This window comes from Paenibacillus xinjiangensis (assembly GCF_059686975.1).
Genome location: NZ_JCAALS010000002.1, coordinates 208,322 through 226,756 on the forward strand (window position 1 = coordinate 208,322; position 18,435 = coordinate 226,756).

General features: G+C 46.5%; 16 protein-coding genes. 14 read left to right on the forward strand and 2 right to left on the reverse strand.

Annotation, left to right across the window (positions count from 1 at the left end; genetic code table 11):
* Positions 1-23: 23 nt before the first annotated feature.
* From AC6ESP_RS03015 to hflC, 3 genes are all read left to right on the forward strand, one after another.
* Positions 24-1,085, forward strand: coding sequence for an AI-2E family transporter (locus AC6ESP_RS03015; RefSeq protein WP_497095191.1), 1,062 nt, complete (start codon positions 24-26; stop codon positions 1,083-1,085).
* A 72-nt stretch (positions 1,086-1,157) separates the two neighbouring features.
* Entirely contained in the window at positions 1,158-2,156 is a 999-nt protein-coding gene (hflK, locus tag AC6ESP_RS03020) for an FtsH protease activity modulator HflK (RefSeq protein ID WP_497095374.1), read from the forward strand.
* Positions 2,153-3,016 carry a protease modulator HflC gene (hflC, locus tag AC6ESP_RS03025; protein ID WP_497095192.1) on the forward strand — a complete coding sequence of 288 codons (864 nt, stop codon included), beginning with the start codon at positions 2,153-2,155 and terminating at the stop codon, positions 3,014-3,016. The genes hflK and hflC overlap by 4 nt, the downstream gene beginning before the upstream one ends.
* A gap of 95 nt (positions 3,017-3,111) precedes the next feature.
* On the opposite strand, the gene AC6ESP_RS03030 is transcribed toward hflC, so the two are convergent.
* Positions 3,112-5,349, reverse strand: a complete 2,238-nt coding sequence (locus AC6ESP_RS03030) for a helix-turn-helix domain-containing protein (protein WP_497095193.1) — start codon at positions 5,347-5,349, stop codon at positions 3,112-3,114.
* A gap of 680 nt (positions 5,350-6,029) precedes the next feature.
* Here AC6ESP_RS03030 and AC6ESP_RS03035 point away from each other — a divergent pair.
* From AC6ESP_RS03035 to AC6ESP_RS03045, 3 genes are all read left to right on the forward strand, one after another.
* Positions 6,030-6,953: an ABC transporter permease gene (locus AC6ESP_RS03035; protein ID WP_497095194.1), complete on the forward strand. Its 924-nt coding sequence runs from the start codon at positions 6,030-6,032 to the stop codon at positions 6,951-6,953.
* 37 nt (positions 6,954-6,990) lie between these two features.
* Positions 6,991-7,884, forward strand: coding sequence for a carbohydrate ABC transporter permease (locus tag AC6ESP_RS03040; RefSeq protein ID WP_497095195.1), 894 nt, complete (start codon positions 6,991-6,993; stop codon positions 7,882-7,884).
* Between the two features lie 77 nt (positions 7,885-7,961).
* A complete protein-coding gene (locus tag AC6ESP_RS03045; RefSeq protein ID WP_497095196.1) occupies positions 7,962-9,554 on the forward strand; it encodes an extracellular solute-binding protein in 1,593 nt (530 codons plus the stop codon).
* Between the two features lie 68 nt (positions 9,555-9,622).
* Here AC6ESP_RS03045 and AC6ESP_RS03050 read toward each other — a convergent pair whose 3' ends face one another.
* Positions 9,623-10,138, reverse strand: a complete 516-nt coding sequence (locus AC6ESP_RS03050) for a DinB family protein (RefSeq protein WP_497095197.1) — start codon at positions 10,136-10,138, stop codon at positions 9,623-9,625.
* 225 nt (positions 10,139-10,363) lie between these two features.
* On the opposite strand from AC6ESP_RS03050, the gene AC6ESP_RS03055 reads away from it, so the two are divergent.
* The 8 genes from AC6ESP_RS03055 to AC6ESP_RS03090 all read left to right on the forward strand — a co-directional run bounded on the left by AC6ESP_RS03055 (position 10,364) and on the right by AC6ESP_RS03090 (position 17,579).
* The gene (locus tag AC6ESP_RS03055) at positions 10,364-11,527 is read left to right on the forward strand and encodes a Gfo/Idh/MocA family protein (RefSeq protein WP_497095198.1); all 1,164 of its coding nucleotides are present in this window, start codon (positions 10,364-10,366) and stop codon (positions 11,525-11,527) included.
* Between the two features lie 290 nt (positions 11,528-11,817).
* Complete coding sequence (locus tag AC6ESP_RS03060; RefSeq protein ID WP_497095199.1) at positions 11,818-12,888, forward strand: Gfo/Idh/MocA family protein; 1,071 nt, start codon at positions 11,818-11,820, stop codon at positions 12,886-12,888.
* Between the two features lie 37 nt (positions 12,889-12,925).
* Positions 12,926-13,786 carry a sugar phosphate isomerase/epimerase family protein gene (locus AC6ESP_RS03065; protein ID WP_497095200.1) on the forward strand — a complete coding sequence of 287 codons (861 nt, stop codon included), beginning with the start codon at positions 12,926-12,928 and terminating at the stop codon, positions 13,784-13,786.
* Positions 13,787-13,790: 4 nt separating this feature from the next.
* Positions 13,791-14,621, forward strand: coding sequence for an AraC family transcriptional regulator (locus tag AC6ESP_RS03070; RefSeq protein WP_497095201.1), 831 nt, complete (start codon positions 13,791-13,793; stop codon positions 14,619-14,621).
* 98 nt (positions 14,622-14,719) lie between these two features.
* On the forward strand, positions 14,720-15,364 hold the full coding sequence (locus AC6ESP_RS03075) for a fumarylacetoacetate hydrolase family protein (protein WP_497095202.1): 645 nt from the start codon (positions 14,720-14,722) through the stop codon (positions 15,362-15,364).
* 99 nt (positions 15,365-15,463) lie between these two features.
* A complete protein-coding gene (locus AC6ESP_RS03080) occupies positions 15,464-16,177 on the forward strand; it encodes an MBL fold metallo-hydrolase (protein WP_497095203.1) in 714 nt (237 codons plus the stop codon).
* Between the two features lie 59 nt (positions 16,178-16,236).
* Positions 16,237-16,809 (forward strand): TetR-like C-terminal domain-containing protein, encoded by a 573-nt coding sequence (locus AC6ESP_RS03085; RefSeq protein WP_497095204.1) that lies wholly within the window; start codon positions 16,237-16,239, stop codon positions 16,807-16,809.
* 437 nt (positions 16,810-17,246) lie between these two features.
* A complete protein-coding gene (locus AC6ESP_RS03090; RefSeq protein ID WP_497095205.1) occupies positions 17,247-17,579 on the forward strand; it encodes a hypothetical protein in 333 nt (110 codons plus the stop codon).
* Positions 17,580-18,435: the final 856 nt, after the last annotated feature.

Below are 18,435 nucleotides of genomic sequence, written 5' to 3' on the forward strand. Positions count from 1 at the left end.
TAACTGATAAAGGGGTATGTCATATGCTTATCAATCAAATTAATCGAATCTTTATTAGTGTGATCTTGTTTCTGCTTATCCTCTATTTATTCTCACGTACCCGCTTTGTAGCTGATCCCATTCTTGCAGCCTTTCGGATTGTATTCGTGCCGATCGTGCTGTCCTTTTTCCTCTATTACTTGCTTCGGCCGCTCGTATCGCTGCTGCATCGCTGGAAGCTGCCCAAATCCTTATCGATTCTGCTCATTTATCTGCTGATGGGTGTAGCCGTATTTCTGTTCGGACTGCTAGTCTGGCCGCCGCTGCAGACTCAATTGATGGGTCTAATAGACAGGCTGCCCGCGCTTGTAACGGATGTTACGACACAGCTGAACCAGCTGCAGGATGAGCCGATCGTCCAACGGCTGGACTTCTCTAATCTGAATATGACGGACAAAGCGTCTCAGTATTTATCCCAATTGATGACGACCGTAACGAATTCACTCACGAACGCTTTTTCATTTGTATCAGGCTTCATTATCATTATTGGATCGGTGCCGATCATTCTCTATTACTTGCTCAAGGATGATTCCGTAATTGTCGATAAGCTGGTAGCTCGGACGCCCGTTAAGCTTAAGGACTTGCTGAAGGAGACGCTAATGGAGATTGATAATGCGTTAAGCGGCTTTATCATCGGTCGAGTCAATCTCTGCTTACTGCTGGGAGCGATGGTGCTTATCGGATTTCTCATCATTGATCTTCCATACCCGTTAGTGCTTGCACTTATTATTGCGATTATGAATATGATTCCGTATATTGGCCAGCTGCTGGGGCTCATTCCATGTGTGATTGTCGCTTTTATCGATTCCCCAGTATCCGCAGTGTGGGTTATCGTCATCGTATTGCTCGCCCAGCAGATTGAAGGGAATGTATTATCGCCGCATATTTATGGACGCAAGCTGGATATTCACCCGATTACAACGATTCTGCTGATCCTTATAAGCGGCACGTTCGGGGGCATTATCGGAATTCTAATCATCATCCCTTTTTACTTAATGGTCAAGATCATCGTTCTCAAATTTCTCCCCTATATGAAAAAAGCGTGACCTTTAGCTTATTTCTACGTATTACTCCTAGAATAATCCAAATCATTGTGGGGAGAGATGTAATTGAACAACATGGAGCCTAATACGCAGCAGCGTGATCCCGTTCCACTGAAGCCTACGGTCATCGTGAAGACGATAATCGGAATTGTGGCGGCCGTCCTAGTCGTCATAATCGGATTTTCAACCTTCTATACCGTACAGGAGCAAGAGCGAGCTGCTATTCTAACGTTCGGTAAGTACACAGGGGAAACAACTGCAGGACTTCATTTCAAATGGCCTTATCCGATTCAACAGGTCATCACCGTTCCAGCTGAGCTGAATCAGAGTATTACGATCGGCTACCGTCAGCAAGGTGATGTCATTACTCCAATCGAGGAAGAGTCCATGATGATTACCGGAGATGAGAATATCGTATCCGCTGACGCTGTCGTGCAATGGAAGATTAGTAATATCGAGAACTATCTATACAATATTGATAAGCCAGAGCAATTTCTAAGGAACTCTGCTGCAACCTCCATCCGTTCTGTCATCGGCTCAGAGAAGCTGGATTATGCGATCACAGACGGAAAAACGGTTATTCAAGAGAAGGTTAGAGAGAAGCTTGTTGAGCTGATGGACCGTTACAATACGGGCATCCAAATTCTCGGCGTGAAGTTCCAGGATATCGAGCCGCCAAGCGGCCAGGTTGAAGAATCCTTCCGTGAGGTAACGAATGCACGTGAGGAGAAGAACACGAAGATTAACAATGCAGCGAAATATGAGAATGATCGTATTCCGAAGGCGCGGGGCGAAGCGCAAGCGCTGATCGAGAATGCTGAAGCTGAGAAGAAGTCGCGGATATTGAATGCAGAGGGCGATGTAGCGAAGTTCAACGCGATTTACGGTGAATATAAGAATAACCCAGAGGTAACGGAAAGTCGTCTTATCCTAGAGACGCTGGAGAAAATATTGCCTAATGCGCAAATCTTTATTTCGGATTCAGGCAGTGATACGCTTACTTACCTTCCTCTGAATGAGCTGCTGCGGAATTCCGGCAGCAAGGCTCCAGCACAAGGAGGTACAACGCCATGAAGAAGCTATGGTTAAGCTTAGCTGCAGTCGTCATTATCGTTATATTGGGCTCTGGTTCCCTGTTCGTTGTGAAGGAAGGAGAGTTCAAGGTCGTACTGAAGTTCGGAGAAGCGGTTAGGGTAGTTGGTTCACCGGGCTTGAACTTCAAAATTCCATTCATAGAGAACACGTTCACACTGCCTAAATATCAGATGACCTACGAGAGCAATCCAACCTCGATGCTGACGAAGGACAAAAAACCAATCACGGTAGACAATTACACCGTGTGGCGGATTAATGACGCAACGCAGTTCAATCGTACAGTTAAGTCCGTTAGTGTAGGCATTCAGCGGATTGACGAGGCGGTGTACAACTCTGTTCGTCGGAAGCTGGCAGAGATCAACTTCGATAATATTATTAGTGAGAATACAGAAAGAGGCAATATCAACGATGAAATAACGCGTGACGTTGCCGAAGCGCTCAGTAAAGATAATTATGGCATTGAGATTATTGATGTGCGGATTAAGCGTACAGACTTGCCAGAGAGCAATAAGCAAAGCGTGTACAATCGGATGATCTCCGATCGTCAGTCGATTGCAGCAAGGTACTTGTCCGAGGGTGATGAGGAATCACGCAAAATCACTTCCAAAGCAGATCGTTCGGCAACCGAGCTGATTGCACAAGCTGAGGCCGATGCGAAGAAGATCGTTGCTGAAGGAGAGAAGGAAGCAGCGAAAATCTATAACGAAGCTTACGGCAAAGATCCGGAGTTCTACAGCTTCTATCGAACGCTGGAGAGCTATGTGACGACTCTGCAGAATGAGCCTGTCATTATGCTGCCGATAGATTCTCCGTATACGCAAATTTTGCTAGGCAAATAACGTTCACTAACGCAGGCAGGGATGTCCAGCAGGTCTGAATAGACCGCATGGGCATCCCTGTCTTGCTTCCTGCAGCCTTCACATTCCACTTCTGCTTAACCCAGCTTCACCTTGCGATAATCGGCAGGTGTAACTCCGAAGCTCTTCTTGAACATCCGATGGAAGTACGAGCTGCTCGTATAACCGCTTTTCTCCGCAATTTCTACAATCGGCCAGTCCGTATTCTCCAAGTGCTCCTTCGCCCGTTCTAGACGAACGGTATTGATAACGTCCACAATGGCATGGAGCGTCTGCTGCTTGTAGATCCGACTTATATAAATGGAAGACATGTCGAGCTCCTCCGCAATAAAGTTTAAGGACATATTCGGATTCGCATACTCCTTCTGAATGAAATCATTGATTCGACGGATCAAATCCCCCTGCTTCATCGTTCGTTTCTCCGTTAGCTTAAGCTGAATATCGTCGAAGAGAGAGAAGAATACCTCATAGAGCTCACCGAGCGTCTCGAATTTGTCGGGAGCAGGGATGCTGAACTTCGAGCTGGACTCTATATCAAGGCTATTGTTCTTATAGATGGTGAACAGAACGTTGTTAATCGTCATCGTCAGATGGGAGATCGCAAGCTGAACAACATGTATCGGATAGCCTGCCGTTTCTTGCACGATATCGACGAATACTTTTTTGGCTTCCTCTGTTTTGGAAGCCATTAATGCATCCATCATTTTGCGTTCCTTCTCGACCGGGAATTTGTATTCCTTCAATCGTAGGGAAATAACCTCCTGTGAGCTGATCAGGCAGCCTCTGCCATAGAACAGCCGATGCATAGAAGCTTCTTTTACTTCCTTGTACAGGATAGACAGCTGAGCAGGGTGAGCGGCTTCTGGACTGTAGGTCATTGAGATGCCAATTCGCAAATAATCAATGCTCGCCTGCTGAATTTGCAAGAGCACGGTACGAAGCAGCTCATCGTCGGGCAGCTCATTCAGCTCAAGCTGATTGAGCAGGATAATGACGCTGTCGTCATCAAGATCAACCGATTCTACATGGTAATGCTTCAGAGCAATCTCCCAGCTTATATTCATAATTGCGAATTTATAAGCAAGAAGATCGGCTCCTCTCGATTCCTTTAATTGATCGAATTGGTCAATCTTCAGCATAACGACTCGATACTTGGAATGGAAATCGAAGGTAACGCCACTCTGTATCAGCTTATCCATATAGACCTTGGTATGCGTCTGCGTACCCTGAATAAGGTTGCGCAGCATATTTTGCCTAATCGTGTATGAGCTGTTTCGTTTGTCATTCTCAAGCAGAGTCATTCGGTTCACAATCTGATTAATAGGACGATAGAGGTAGCGCGACACTAACCAAGAGCTGAATAAGCCTACGATCAGAACGACTCCTGCAATAATGAACGATGTATTCCGAATGGCTGAGATCGTCTCGGTCACTTTGTTGTATGGCGTAATCCGCACATACTGCCAGCTTAAGCTGTCGGGCGAAGTGAATGTAATCAATGATTTCTTGCCTTCGAAGCTGGCTACCAAATAATTCGATTCCTGATTCTTGATATGTTTCTCCAACAGGTCATTATCCGAATCGCTAATCTGGCTTGGGGTCATCGTTGCACCAGACAGAAGCCGGTTCTGATCGTCAAGAATATACGACTTCGCCATATTGGCGGAAGTAACGCCAAGATCTTTATTAATCCATGAAGCAGAAATATTAATAATGACAGCAGAATTGATTTTTTGTGTTTTCCCAATGGCATCATAGCCCAGGTACGTATACACATTCGTTACCTTCTTGCCATTCAGATCCTCTGAGGTGAACGTTCTCGGGATAGGCGTGAAGGGACGATACTCCTGAAAATTATCGAGAACGTTGAGCAGATTTTTATCCACGAGCGTTTCTCTGCTGAAGACGCCGCCTTCTCCCGAGCGTGTCGCCAAATAGAAGCGTTCGTTCTTGGCGTTGTAGACATAGATAGACTCAATGAATGGCATGGAATTCAAGTAATTGGACAGCTCGTTCATTGCTCCCGTTACATCATATATGTTGGGGTCTGTATAGAACATAAGCTTGGAGATGGTGAACGTCCGGTAGCTCTGGAAGGCAAGAGACTGGGCGCTCTCGTTCATACTGATCATTTCTTTGCTGGTTTGCTTGAGATTGCTGAGGTCAGACTGATAGGCTTTGTTCAAGTCCATCCGCGAGAAGCTAAAGTAATAAAACAATGAGGATACGAGAAGAGTCAATACAATGCACATGGTAATCGTTAGAAGAAGTCTACTGTAGATTTTTCCGTTGTTCTTCATTATAACAGCTGACAAGAAAAGCCCCCCTCTCTGTAAATAACGCTCTGTGCAATCCACTCGCCAACCTTAAATGTGAACGCTTTCTATTTATATCGTGCATGAGCTGGATGTAATGGCGGCTTGTGCACTAACGCTCAAATGTTCGCTTACTTAGTAATTATATACAGTGGATGTTCACCCGTACATTGAATGAACTGAAGATTAGTGAAGTCCGTTGTTATTGTGGTAGTGAACAAAACGTACTTTCCTGTATTTTATGGTCATTCTAGTTCATTCCTGCTGTTCAGAGCTGTCTGAGCTGTCTGAGCTGTAAGGTAAACTCGGTAGAACTATATAGTAATAGCAGAATTGTCTTTGAGCAAGCTGCTTTTTATACAATTCCAACTTAAGTTGCAGCTGATTTGTCGATTGGGCAGGCTGTATTAGCTTCAATTAGGTATATATGAGTGGAATGTATGCACAGATTTGGGGAGTGAACTTTTTATTAGAACGAGTGTATTCATAGGGGGCATAGAGGGTTTTATGCTCAAAAATACATGAAAGTTCAATTCGTTCACTGAACAAAGCGCTATTTAGTTCACATTATTTGCAATCTTACTCTTTTTCATAGGACCTGGGGCACGTAATATGGGGACATAGCAAACGACACCAACAACACAACAGAGTAGAAAGCTGAGAGGGGAGAATAAACCTACATGTTACGCAAGAATGGATTTATCAAAGAGCTAGTGACCAATCGCCTGCTGTTTCTTATGTTATTACCGACGATTGCTTTCTTCCTAATTAATTCGTATGCACCGATGGTTGGGATCTACTACGCATTTACGAGGTTCGACTTCGGCAGGAGCTTATTCAACAGTGAATTCGTCGGCTTAGAGAACTTCAAATTTCTATGGCAGTCCGGCATTCTAATGAAGCTTACTCTCAATACAATCGGTTACAACATTGCTTTCATTATATTAGGTAACGTATTAGCCATCTTCCTTGCCATTCTGCTTAGCGAGCTGAAGACACAGTGGTTCAAAAAAGTGACGCAGTCCATTATGTTCCTGCCTTACTTCGTCTCTTTCGTTATTCTGAGCGTTATCGTATATAACATGTTCAACTTCGAGAAGGGCTTTCTAAACACGATGCTGAAGCAATTCGGTGCTGATCCCGTCGATGTGTACAATACGCCTTGGGTATGGATCTTCCTCATTATTATTTTCTATCTATGGAAGAACCTTGGTTACAGCATGGTTATCTACCTGGCATCTATTACCGGCATCAGCGAAGAGTATTATGAAGCGGCCAAAATTGATGGAGCTAACATTTTCCAACGGATCTGGTACATTACCGTTCCTATGCTGAAGACGACGTTCGTCATGCTCCTTCTATTTGCGCTTGGCAGTATTATGAAAGGGCAATTCGATTTGTTCTACCAGCTGGTGGGCAACAACGGCGTTCTCTATAACACGACGGATATTCTTGATACGTATGTCTATCGTTCGTTGAAAGTAACCTTCGATATTGGCATGTCGACTGCAGCAGGTCTATATCAATCGCTGTTCGGCTTCATCGTCATTATGACCGTCAATTACATCATTAAGAAAATCAACGAGGACTACGCCCTGTTCTAGAAGCGACAGCTAGTTGGCAAATCATTAGGAGGTACCCATGAAAATTAAAGAAGAAAGCTCAATGAAGTGGTTTCGGCTTATTGCTCTAGTCGTCATATTAGTCTCAACAGTAGCATGTCTTTTCCCATTCCTGCTCATTATCTCGGCCTCCTTAACTCAGAATGACAGCATCATTCGGGATGGTTATCATCTCATTCCACCAGAGTTCTCGATGGAGGGCTATAAGACGGTATTCCGCTTTCCGCAGCAGGTCTTGGACGCTTATACAGTAACGATTACAACGACAGTTGTAGGTACAATCATCGGATTGTTCCTGATTACGATGGCGGGCTATGTGCTTCAGCGCAAGGACTTCAAGTATCGTAACTTCTTCTCATTCGTTATTTACTTCACAACGCTGTTCGGCGGCGGCTTGGTGCCTTGGTATATTATGATGACCAAATACCTGAACTTGACCGACACGTTAACCGTACTCATATTCCCGGGTCTTATGACTCCGTTCCTTGTTATATTGATGAAGAACTTTATTCGCTCAGCAGTACCGGATGAAGTGATTGAATCGGCCAAAATAGACGGTGCGAATGACTTCACGATCTACTATCGAATCGTTCTGCAGCTATCGATGCCTGGCATCGCGACAGTGGGTCTATTCCTGGCACTAGCCTACTGGAATGACTGGTTCTCATCCTCCTTGTTCATCAATGATCAGAGTATGTACCAGCTGCAATATTACTTGTACAACGTTATCAATGCGATGAGCTTCCTCGCCAACATGGGTGCAGGCACAGGTGTATCACTTAGTACGGCAGTTCCTATGGAATCAACGAAGATGGCTATGGCTATTGTCGTTACAGGACCAATTCTGTTCCTGTACCCGTTCGTTCAACGTTATTTCGTAAAAGGGTTGACGATCGGCGCTGTAAAAGGTTAGAACTGAAGAGGGAACCAGTGCTTGGTTCCCTCACCTCAGCTAACATAAATAGAACATACATTAAAGGGAGGATTCAAATGTCTAAGAAAACAGTGAAAGCGTTCTCTTTGTTGCTCTCCATCGTTCTTCTCATTACTGTCCTGGCAGCATGCGGCAAAGACAACAATGGCGGCAATAACACACCGGCTACGAATGCACCAGCAGCAACGAACAATGCGGGTCCAGATGAAGGCGCTGAGAAGCCTGCAATCGATACTTCCAAAAAAGTAGAGCTTCAATTCTACATGCTGGGCGATGCTCCTAAAGACCTTGCTATTGTAGAGGCTGAGATTAACAAAATGGCACTGGAAGATCTTAATGCTACAGTGAAATTCAACTACACTTCATGGACAGACTGGGATCAAAAATACAAACTCCTTCTTGGCTCTGGACAACAGGTTGACTTGATCTTCACAGCTGAATGGACGCAATACCAATCCTATGCCAAAAAAGGTGCGTTCCAGGCACTGGACGAGCTTCTTCCAGTAGCTGCACCTAAGCTGTATGAGTTCGTTCCGCAGGATATGTGGGATGCCGTTAAAATTGACGGTAAAATTATGACGGTTCCTTCCACTTATAAAGAATATGTAACGAACGGCTTCGTATGGCGTGAAGATCTTCGTGTGAAATACGATCTGCCTAAACCAGTAGACATTGCTACATTCGAGCAATACATGGAAGGCATCAAGAAGAACGAGCCTACAATGCAGCCATTCGCGATTAATGCAGATGTTCGTGGTGCCTTGATTGACCAAATCAGAAGCATCTCTCATCACGCAATCGGCGGTCCGCTGCCATACGGTATCGGCATCAAATATGAAACGCCAGGAGATGTATACTCGTATTGGGGCTCTGATGAGCAGCTTGCAGATTTGAAAATGATTCAGGGCTGGCAGCAAAAAGGCTACATCCCTAAAAACGTATTGAATAATAATGATACGCTGCCTGAGCAATTAACAAGCGGCAAAGTAGCAGCAATCCTGGGTGACAACCCTTCACGCTATAATGATTCCAAAATCAAAATCCAAGCAGCTCACCCAGATTGGGATATTCAATACTATCCATACCCATTGACTAATGGTATTGCAACGCCAGTACATCCGATTCACAACGGCTTCGCTGTCCCTGTAAGCAGTAAAAACGCAGAGCGCGCGCTCGCATTCTATGAGAAAATGGTTACTGACGAGCGTTATAACCTTCTGACTTCTTATGGTATTGAAGGCACGAACTATGAAGTGAAGGATGGCTACTACACCCTGATTGGCGATACAACGACTAACGGCTTCCCGCGTGAAGCGATGAATGGCTGGGCTTGGCGTAACCCTGAGTTCATGATCTTCGACAAAAACTATGACGGTGTAAAAGCAATCTTCGATCAGCTGGACGCGATTCAAGTACCTGATAAATTCACTGGCTTCGCAGAAGACTATACTGCTTACCAAGCAGAGCGTGCAGCTCTTGAGCAGGTAGAGAAACAATATCTGTATCCGCTGCAGGCTGGACTTGTTGATAATGTAGAAGAAGGTCTGGCGAACTTCATGGCGAAAGCGAAGCAAGCAGGTCTTGAGAAAATTCAAGCAGAGTACACGAAGCAATGGCTTGCTTATGTAGCTGAGAACGGCATTAAATAAGAGATTTGTATGAAAAAAGCGTACAGACCCGAATCGCTCGGGGCTGTACGCTTTTTCTATAACCGCTATTAAACGAGATATTTGCTCTGAAGGATATTCATGTGGTGGATAGCGTGACCGGCAATAATGTAAGCCAGCGCTCCGGCAGAAACGGGGCTGTTGCTGGCTGTGCCTCTTCTGGTCCAAGCCTCCTCCGAAATGGAACGCAGTAGAGAGAGGGTAGAACGGCGTACGGCAGTAAAGTCCTCGGTAAGCTCTTGCAGTGTTAGGGTATTGAAGGATGCCCCTTCAATGTACTGATTCTCGTCGAAGTTCGCTAGGGGTGTAGTATCCCCACGAGCAATTCGCAGCAGCCGATAGCTCATGACGCGCTCGGTATCCGTAATATGGCCGATCACTTCTTTGGTAGACCATTTGCCTTCGGCATATCGGTATTCGTAGCGAGATTCTGGGATGGCAGACAGCTGTGTGCTGATATCCGTAAGCTGCATGGCAAGAAAATCACCAATATTGCCTTGAGGCACTAGCTTGATATAGGTTTCGTAGTGTTCGTTATATACTTCATTAGGCAATGCTTTGGACATGAGAGCAGCTCCTCATATAGATAATAGAATGCTTTTCTTAAGTGATACCATTGATATGCTATTTTATCAATACTATTTATATATAAAGTGTATAGCGTAGAACAACCACAGTTAAATGGAATACTGATATTGGCCTATAAGAATCAAGCGTTTACATGGCGGCCCATGTTACAATACGAGTAGAAGAATCCTTATCATTTCTTAATTTAGAGAGGATGTTAACCATTGTCTAAAGTAAGAATCGGAATTATCGGATTAGGAAATATGGGTACGGGGCATGCGGGTTATTTGATTGAAGGCGGTGTGAAAGGGGCGGAGCTCGCTGCTGTCTCTGATGTTCGCTTAGAGAGGCTTCAGCTTGCAGCTGAGCAATGGGGTGAGCAGGTGAAGCGCTTCACGACTCCGGAGGAGATGTTCCGCTCTGGCGAAGTAGATGCGGTAATTATCTGCACACCTCATTATGATCACCCTGAGCAGGCCATCGCTGCTCTGAGCAGTGGCTTGCACGTGCTGATCGAGAAGCCAGCAGGCGTGTATACACGTCAGGTTAGAGAGATGAATGAGGTCGCAGCAGCCAGCGGCAAAGTGTTCGGCATCATGTATAATCAGCGTACGAACCCGCTCTATGTGAAGCTGAAGGATTTGATTGCATCTGGAGAGCTTGGCGAGGTGCGTCGTACCAATTGGATTATTACGAATTGGTATCGTGCTCAGAGCTATTACAACTCTGGCGGCTGGCGCGCAACATGGGCAGGAGAAGGCGGCGGTGTGCTGATTAACCAAGACCCGCATCAGCTTGATCTCTGGCAATGGACGACGGGAATGATGCCGACACGCGTACGAGCTTTTTGTTCGTTCGGCAGGCATCGTGATATTGAAGTAGAGAATGATGTGACGGCTTATGTGGAATATGAGAATGGAGCAACGGGCGTCTTCGTGACATCGACCTTTGAGTCGCCGGGGACGAATCGATTCGAGATATCAGGTGACCGCGGCAAAATCGTAATAGAAGATGATAAGCTTACCTTCTGGCGTCTGCGCGTCTCCGAAACTGAGTTTAATGAAACCTATACGGGTGGCTTCGGCCAGCCAGAGTGCTGGAAATTCGATGTTCCGATCGCAGGCGGAGGCAGTGATCATAAGGGAATTACCCAGAATTTCGCCGATGCGATTAATCATGGAACATCGCTGCTGGCACCAGGTGAGGAAGGTATTAAAGGGCTGATGCTCTCCAACGCCATGCTGCTGTCTACTTGGACAGACAATTGGGTGGATCTCCCGATTGATGAGGACTTGTTCTATGACAAGCTCCAGGAGCAGATTGCCAAATCCAAACAAACGAAAGACGCTAGCGAATACCAGACACTTGATGTCACAGGCACACATTAATCCATCTGTTAGCTTTTCTGCCGAGTGGAGTGCAGCAAGCAATGTTGAACGAATGAAATCGAGAATGGACAAAGACGAGAAGAGAGTTGGAAGGAACCGCAAATTAGAGGGTAAGGGTTATCTTCTGGATGAGTTTACGTCCGCCTTTGTCTATCCTTTGCTACCTTGTTCGTCATCGTTAAGGCAAAGGATAGACAACAGCGGCTGGAAGAAGATAACCTGTCCCTCAACCATCAGCGGAGTCTGGAAACAGCTTTTCTCAAATTGCCTTCTCAGAAGGAGTGACTACAATGTCAGCAAACGGAATGAACTATGCACCCGAAGGCAAGCCAAGCCCCGTCGTTAAGCCAGGGGAATTTCAATTCGCAGCCATGTCTCTCGATCATGGACATATCTATGGCATGTGTAACGGACTTAGAGAAGCAGGCGGTACGCTCAAGTGGGTATACGATCCCGATCAAGAGAAGGTACAAGCGTTCTGTAAGGCATATCCAGAAGTAAGGGCTGCAGCTTCGCAAGATCAAATCCTGCAAGACAATGAGATTGTTCTTGTAGCAGCAGCAGCTATACCGAACGAGCGCGGTCCGCTCGGCGTGAAGGTTATGCAGCATGGCAAGCATTATTTCACAGACAAAGCGCCGTTTACTACGCTGGAGCAGCTCGCCGATGCGAGAGAGGCTGCAGCAGCTACAGGGAAAACCTATGCGGTCTATTACAGTGAACGCCTTCATGTCGAATCAGCCATATTCGCGGGTCAGCTTATACATGATGGGGCGATTGGGCGAGTTCTACAGGTTATGGGGCTGGGTCCGCATCGACTGAATGCTCCTGCTAGACCGGATTGGTTTTTCCAGAAGGAGAAGTACGGCGGTATTCTATGTGATATTGGAAGCCATCAGATCGAACAATTCCTCTATTATGCAGGCTGCAAGGACGCTCAAGTGCAGCATAGCAAGATAGCGAACTATAACAATAAGCAGTATCCTGAGCTTGAGGATTACGGTGACGCGACGCTTATCGGCGATAACGGAGCATCGAATTATTTTCGCGTAGATTGGTTTACGCCAGATGGGCTATCGACTTGGGGTGATGGCAGAACCATCATTCTCGGAACACAGGGCTATATCGAGCTGCGCAAATATACGGACATTGCAAGAAGCAAGAGCGGTGATAATCTGTATCTGGTTAATGGTGAGGGCGAGCGTCATCTGGAGCTGAAGGGGAAGGTTGGCTTCCCTTATTTCGGGGCATTGATTCTCGATTGCTTGAACGGTACGGAGCTCGCGATGAGCCAAGCGCATACATTCAAGGCTGCTGAGTTATGTCTACAGGCACAAAAGCAAGCTATTCGTGTAGAATAACGCTACAGATCATCATATTGAAGGGGGATTAGCGATAATGAAGTTTTCAGTGTTCACGGTAGCTACGCCAGAGTTGACGCCGGAGGAGCTGGCAGCTGCCGCGCGCGAGGCAGGGATCGATGCAATCGAATGGCGCTATAAGGATGCTCCCGCTAATGCGGAGGAGCTGCAGCCATCATTTTGGGGCAACAATCGGTGTACGCTGCAGCCATCCGGAGGCGATGCGATGATTCAGAGGTTCGGGCAAGCTGCATTAGCAGAAGGACTGAAGACGTTAAGCGTCACACCTTATTTGACAGTAGGTGATCTGGATGGGACAGAGCAGGTACTAAAGGCTGCCAGCCGGATCGGAGCTCCTTTTATTCGCTTGGGTGTATCTGGGTACGACCGGAGCCGACCATTCGGAGAACTGTTCGAGCTTACCCGCAGCTATCTGAAGGATGCAGAAGCATTATGCGAGAAGTATGGCGTGAAGGGCTTGGTTGAGACTCATCATAACACGATTGCACCGAGTGCTTCGGCAGCTTACCGTCTATGCGAAGGTCTGAATCCGAACTTCATCGGAGTGCTGTATGACCCGGGCAATATGGTCTATGAAGGCTACGAGAATTACCGAATGGGACTTGAGCTGCTCGGTCCTTATCTAGCACATGTTCATGTCAAGAACGCAGCCTGGGTAACCGATGGTCAAGCGGCAGATGGAAGTATCCGCTGGAAAGCGGATTGGGCCGGCGTGAAGGACGGCGTCGTTCCTTGGAAGCAGGTTATTGAAGATCTGAAGGCTGTCGGCTATGAAGGCTATCTTGGTGTAGAGGACTTCAGTGGACAGTACGCCGAATCTGCTGTGATGCTGCGTCATTTCACCGAATATATGAACACTCTTCTGCGAGCTGAATAATGCTATGATGGATTTGCATTATCGTTCTACTCAGCCTATTGAGCCGTTATTTCACTCTCATACCTATTACGAGGTTTATTATTTCCATGAGGGGCGATGCAATTATTTGATCGGTGATCGTATCTATACGCTTGCTCCTGGAGACTTAATTATTATGTATGGCATGACCTTGCATTGCGCGAAGATTGATCCGGCAGTGGAATATATTCGGTCGATTGTACATTTTGAGCCGAGCCTGCTGCAGCCGTATCTGGAATTGCCGAATGCTATGAATGTGCTGCAGCCTTTTCAACAATTGAAGAATTATCGCCTTCGTCTGCGCGGCAAAGAAAAAGCAGAGGTCGAACGGCTGCTAGAGCGAATGAACGGGTATAAGGAACGTCAGGATGTGATCGGCGAGAACCGGCTTCGGCTGGCTTTCGTCGATTTGCTGTATATGATATACGAGCATTGTATGCTGCCGATGATGGGGAAGCAGGAGTTCACTTCTGATAAGGAAGCCTCTGCTCAAAAAATCATCTCGCTTCTAGAGGTTAGTTATACGGATGATCTTCATTTGGAGCAGCTGGAAGAGAAGCTTCATATGAGCAGATCTTATATTTCTAAGCTCTTCAAGGAGGTAACCGGGGTAACGATCTTTAATTATGTATATACGCGCAGAATTAATGAGGCCAAAATTATGTTCCTCCTGCAGCCGGAGCTTTCGGTGACGGAGGTATGCTTCCGGCTGGGGTTCAAGCACCTCGCTCACTTCAGTAGATTGTTCAAGCAGTATGCGGGGATGACACCGGAGCAGTTCAAGAAACAAAAAGCTTTGACATACGAGAATGAATAAGAGAAGCTAACGGTTGGTTGCTAGGAGAATAAGCAGACAGCCGCGTGGGAAACCTGAGCATCGGGTTCAATAGCTTTATCATCATGGAGGAATCGAAGATGTTGGATATGGATAAGGATTGGCTGGCAAAGGCTGGAAAGGTGATTGGCGTTGGCCCTAATTTCAAGGCATTTCGTGAAGAAAAGGGGCTCTCTGAGGAGGGTGGCATCACGCTGTTCATGAAAACGCCGGGCAGTCTTACGACGCAGAATGTTATTTATTTATCGCCTGACATCAAGGAGTTCATAAGCGAGGTAGAGATGGCCGTTATTATCGGTAAAAGAGCAGAGCGGGTGTCGCAGGATGAGATATCTGCCTATATTGCCGGATACGCCCTCGTTAATGATATTACGGCGAGCAATCATTGGGATGATGGAAGGTTCAAAATGTTCGATCAAACGACACCAATTGGCCCTTTCATTGAGGCGTCAGCCGTACATGATCATCAGAATGTAACGCTGGAGATGAGGGTGAATGGGGAGCTCATTCAGCATGACACAACCTCAAGTATGCTGTACTCCGTCAATTGGATCCTTTCGCATATCTCATACATTACTACGCTCAATCCTTATGATGTTATATTAACAGGCACGCCATCGAACCCTAGAATATGTGCAATCGGTGATGAGGTTGAGATTAGCAGTCCGGAGCTCGGAGCATTTCGTCATCGTATTGAGCGTCAGACTGGATTGTTTTTTCCATAGTAGCGGACATGCTATGGAAAAAACATGTTGCACAAACTAATACCATTAGTTATTATAAAACTAATGGTATTAGTTTGTGAATGAAGGTGGTTATAAATTATGAGAATGACTCATCATAAAACCCTGTATCAATTAACTTATTTGCCGAACCTATTTCCGATTAACTGCTACTTCATAGAGGAAGAGGATGGCTTAACATTAGTCGATGCGGCACTTGCTAATAATGTGAACAGGATCATGCAAGCTGCGAAGCAGATCGGTAAGCCGATCACACGCATCGTTCTCACGCATCTTCATGATGATCATGTAGGCGGACTAGACGGATTGAAAGAGCTGTTGCCAAGCGTTCCAGTATGGATGCCGGCCCGTGAGGCAAGATTTCTGGATGGCGATCTGTCCCTTGAGCAAGGAGAGCCTGACACACCCATTCGCGGGGGAATTCCGAAGAAGCTGAAGACGCGTCCTGATTATTTGGTTCGAGATGGTGATCGGATAGGTTCACTTCTTGCTATCGCGGCACCGGGACATTCACCCGGCTCGATGGCTTATCAGGATACCCGCGGTGGAGAGCTCATCGTAGGCGATGCCTTTCAAATAAAAGGCGGCATAGCTGTGAGTGGTCAGCTGAGGCTGATGTTTCCTTTCCCAGCATTGGCTACATGGGATAAGAAAACGGCGCTAGACAGCGCCCGCAAGCTGCGGAAGCTGAAGCCTTCCGTACTCGCTGTCGGGCATGGCAATTTGCTAATAACGCCGGAGACAGCTATGAAGCAGGCGATTGCGCAGGCAGAGCGTAAGCTGGCGGATAAGTGATCGGGCGTAAAATACTGATGGGAAGTTTGTGTGTATTAACTACGGGAGGAGAGCGTATAATGTCCCCAAGAATAGGACTTGATCTGAATACCATTATACAAGCAGCAGTTGAGCTAGCGGACACACATGGGCTGGAGGAGGTAACGCTGGCTTCGTTGTCACAGAAGCTGGGTATACGATCTCCTTCGCTCTATAACCATGTGAATGGACTTAGCGGATTGCGCCGTAAGCTCGCCGTGTACGGATTGACTAGCTTGAATGAGAAGCTGCTGCGGGCAGCAGCTGGACGCTCCGGGGATGAAGCCGTCTTGTCTGTTGGAGCAGCTTATATTGAATTTTCCAGATTGCATCCAGGCCTGTATGAAGCGACACTGCCTGCTGTGCAGGATTCAGCTGATCCGGAATGGCAGGCGATCAGCAATGAGCTGGTAGAGCTGATGCTTCAAGTGGTGAATGGTTATGAGCTGGAGGGAGATACCGCTATTCACCTGGTACGCGGTCTTCGCAGCATTCTTCATGGGTTCGCCTCACTGGAGAGAAGCGGTGGCTTCGGCATGCCGATCCATCTGGATGAGAGCATACAGACCGTGCTGCGAACGTATTTGACCGGGGTACGCTCACAGTACCAATGACGGCATACTAATAGGGAGCTGCGCGAATAGGGAATTGCACAGGCTCGTATTGTACACAAGGGACTGCACAGGTCCGTATTGTAAGCAAGGGACTGAACAGGTCGAACGTTCTTACGATCGCTGTTGTTTCCGGAATGCTTGAATTATAAGCTAAGGTTGTAATCCGGAAACAAAGGCGAACGCTACGCTTCTACAGAATCATTCGGTCTGCTCAGTTGTTGTTTACTATTTTATTAAGAGCAATACTAACAAGAAATGTGGCTGAACAAGTGTGAACTTGTTCGGCTATTTTTTATTTTTAGGGATAACGCTGCGGACGCCTCTCCTTGTATAAAGGAATGAATTAGTGAGAATGAGCTGACGAGAGCACCATATAATGAAGAAAAGGAAGATGCTGGAGTATAGCTTACAACATGAGAATGGAGGAGGCGACTTACATGTCAGGTAAGCAACTGCCGCGAAGCTCACTCCTGTCATTAGGCGGCATGATGATTCCGCTTATTGTGCACGGTATCCATATGCTCTTGCCACTCCTATTAACTGGAGGCATCGGCGCCACTAGCAGCGTTCACATGCAGCATGAGGGCTCCAGCGGGGGAGCAGATCCTTTCATGAACGGGATTATGGTCGGCATAACAGTTATCTCTGTCATATTTACTCTGTGGTATCTCTTTCGCATATGGAGCAGCAGAGAATGCAGTCGCAGAGCAGCATGGTTATACACGGGTGTATCCATTGCATGCTTCGGTTTAATAGCTGTCGTTATGTAGCGAGTTCGTATGGTTTGCCCCGGGCAGTGTTGGCCCGGGGTCATATTCACGTTGTAAGAACCTGCGCTTAATGCTGACAAATGAGCAGCATTATTGCCCTAGGCAGGTGAATCTGAGTAGAGTCTATACGCACAGGTGGAGGGGAATCGAAAAAAGTAAGCTAGTGCAGTAAGGAAGCCACGAATTAAGATGATGTGGTGTTGCCATAGGTGTGTTACATGGCTGGAAGCAAAAGTACCGGAGCGAGATACAGGCAGAGATGAAAGTGGAAGTCCAAGCTTCACCAGATAAAATTCGTCAGTTAGAACAGTAGCAGGAAAACCACCAGTGAGCCGCAGACGGTCAGTTAAGTAGCAGTAAAAGCACCAGTGAGCCGCAGACGGTTAGTTAAGTAGCAGGAAAAGCACCAGTGTGTCGCAGACGGTCAGTTAAGTAGCAGAAAAACCACCAGTGAGCCGCAGACAGTTAGTTGAGTAGCTAGGATAGCAATTGTAGAAATAGCGAAGCAATTTCGCTATTTAAGGAAGCGACTTTCGCTAATTGTTGGCTGCTCAGGCTAATTAGTGATGATAGCGAAACGAGTTTCGCTATTAAGGAAAAGAAGTTCACCAATAGCGAAATTCATGTGCCTATGCTTATCAAACAGGGTCATTCACCTGACTATCACTCCGAATTAGCGAAAACGGATTCATGATTAGCGAAATTCATTTCGCTAATCAAAACGGAGTAACTAGATCAAGCACAACGCGTGCCACACATGGTTAGTTGAGTAGCAGGAAAATCACCAGAGAGCCGCAGACGGTCAGTTAAGTAACAGAATCAAGCACCAGAGAGCCGCAGACGGTTAGTTAAGTAA

Coding starts and splice junctions, on each gene's coding strand:
- AC6ESP_RS03015 (WP_497095191.1), top strand. CDS start 24: ATGCTTATCAATCAAATTAATCGAATCTTTATTAGTGTGATCTTGTTT.
- hflK (WP_497095374.1), top strand. CDS start 1,158: ATGGAGCCTAATACGCAGCAGCGTGATCCCGTTCCACTGAAGCCTACG.
- hflC (WP_497095192.1), top strand. CDS start 2,153: ATGAAGAAGCTATGGTTAAGCTTAGCTGCAGTCGTCATTATCGTTATA.
- AC6ESP_RS03035 (WP_497095194.1), top strand. CDS start 6,030: ATGTTACGCAAGAATGGATTTATCAAAGAGCTAGTGACCAATCGCCTG.
- AC6ESP_RS03040 (WP_497095195.1), top strand. CDS start 6,991: ATGAAAATTAAAGAAGAAAGCTCAATGAAGTGGTTTCGGCTTATTGCT.
- AC6ESP_RS03045 (WP_497095196.1), top strand. CDS start 7,962: ATGTCTAAGAAAACAGTGAAAGCGTTCTCTTTGTTGCTCTCCATCGTT.
- AC6ESP_RS03050 (WP_497095197.1), bottom strand. CDS start 10,138: ATGTCCAAAGCATTGCCTAATGAAGTATATAACGAACACTACGAAACC.
- AC6ESP_RS03060 (WP_497095199.1), top strand. CDS start 11,818: ATGTCAGCAAACGGAATGAACTATGCACCCGAAGGCAAGCCAAGCCCC.
- AC6ESP_RS03065 (WP_497095200.1), top strand. CDS start 12,926: ATGAAGTTTTCAGTGTTCACGGTAGCTACGCCAGAGTTGACGCCGGAG.
- AC6ESP_RS03070 (WP_497095201.1), top strand. CDS start 13,791: ATGATGGATTTGCATTATCGTTCTACTCAGCCTATTGAGCCGTTATTT.
- AC6ESP_RS03075 (WP_497095202.1), top strand. CDS start 14,720: ATGTTGGATATGGATAAGGATTGGCTGGCAAAGGCTGGAAAGGTGATT.
- AC6ESP_RS03080 (WP_497095203.1), top strand. CDS start 15,464: ATGAGAATGACTCATCATAAAACCCTGTATCAATTAACTTATTTGCCG.
- AC6ESP_RS03085 (WP_497095204.1), top strand. CDS start 16,237: ATGTCCCCAAGAATAGGACTTGATCTGAATACCATTATACAAGCAGCA.
- AC6ESP_RS03090 (WP_497095205.1), top strand. CDS start 17,247: ATGTCAGGTAAGCAACTGCCGCGAAGCTCACTCCTGTCATTAGGCGGC.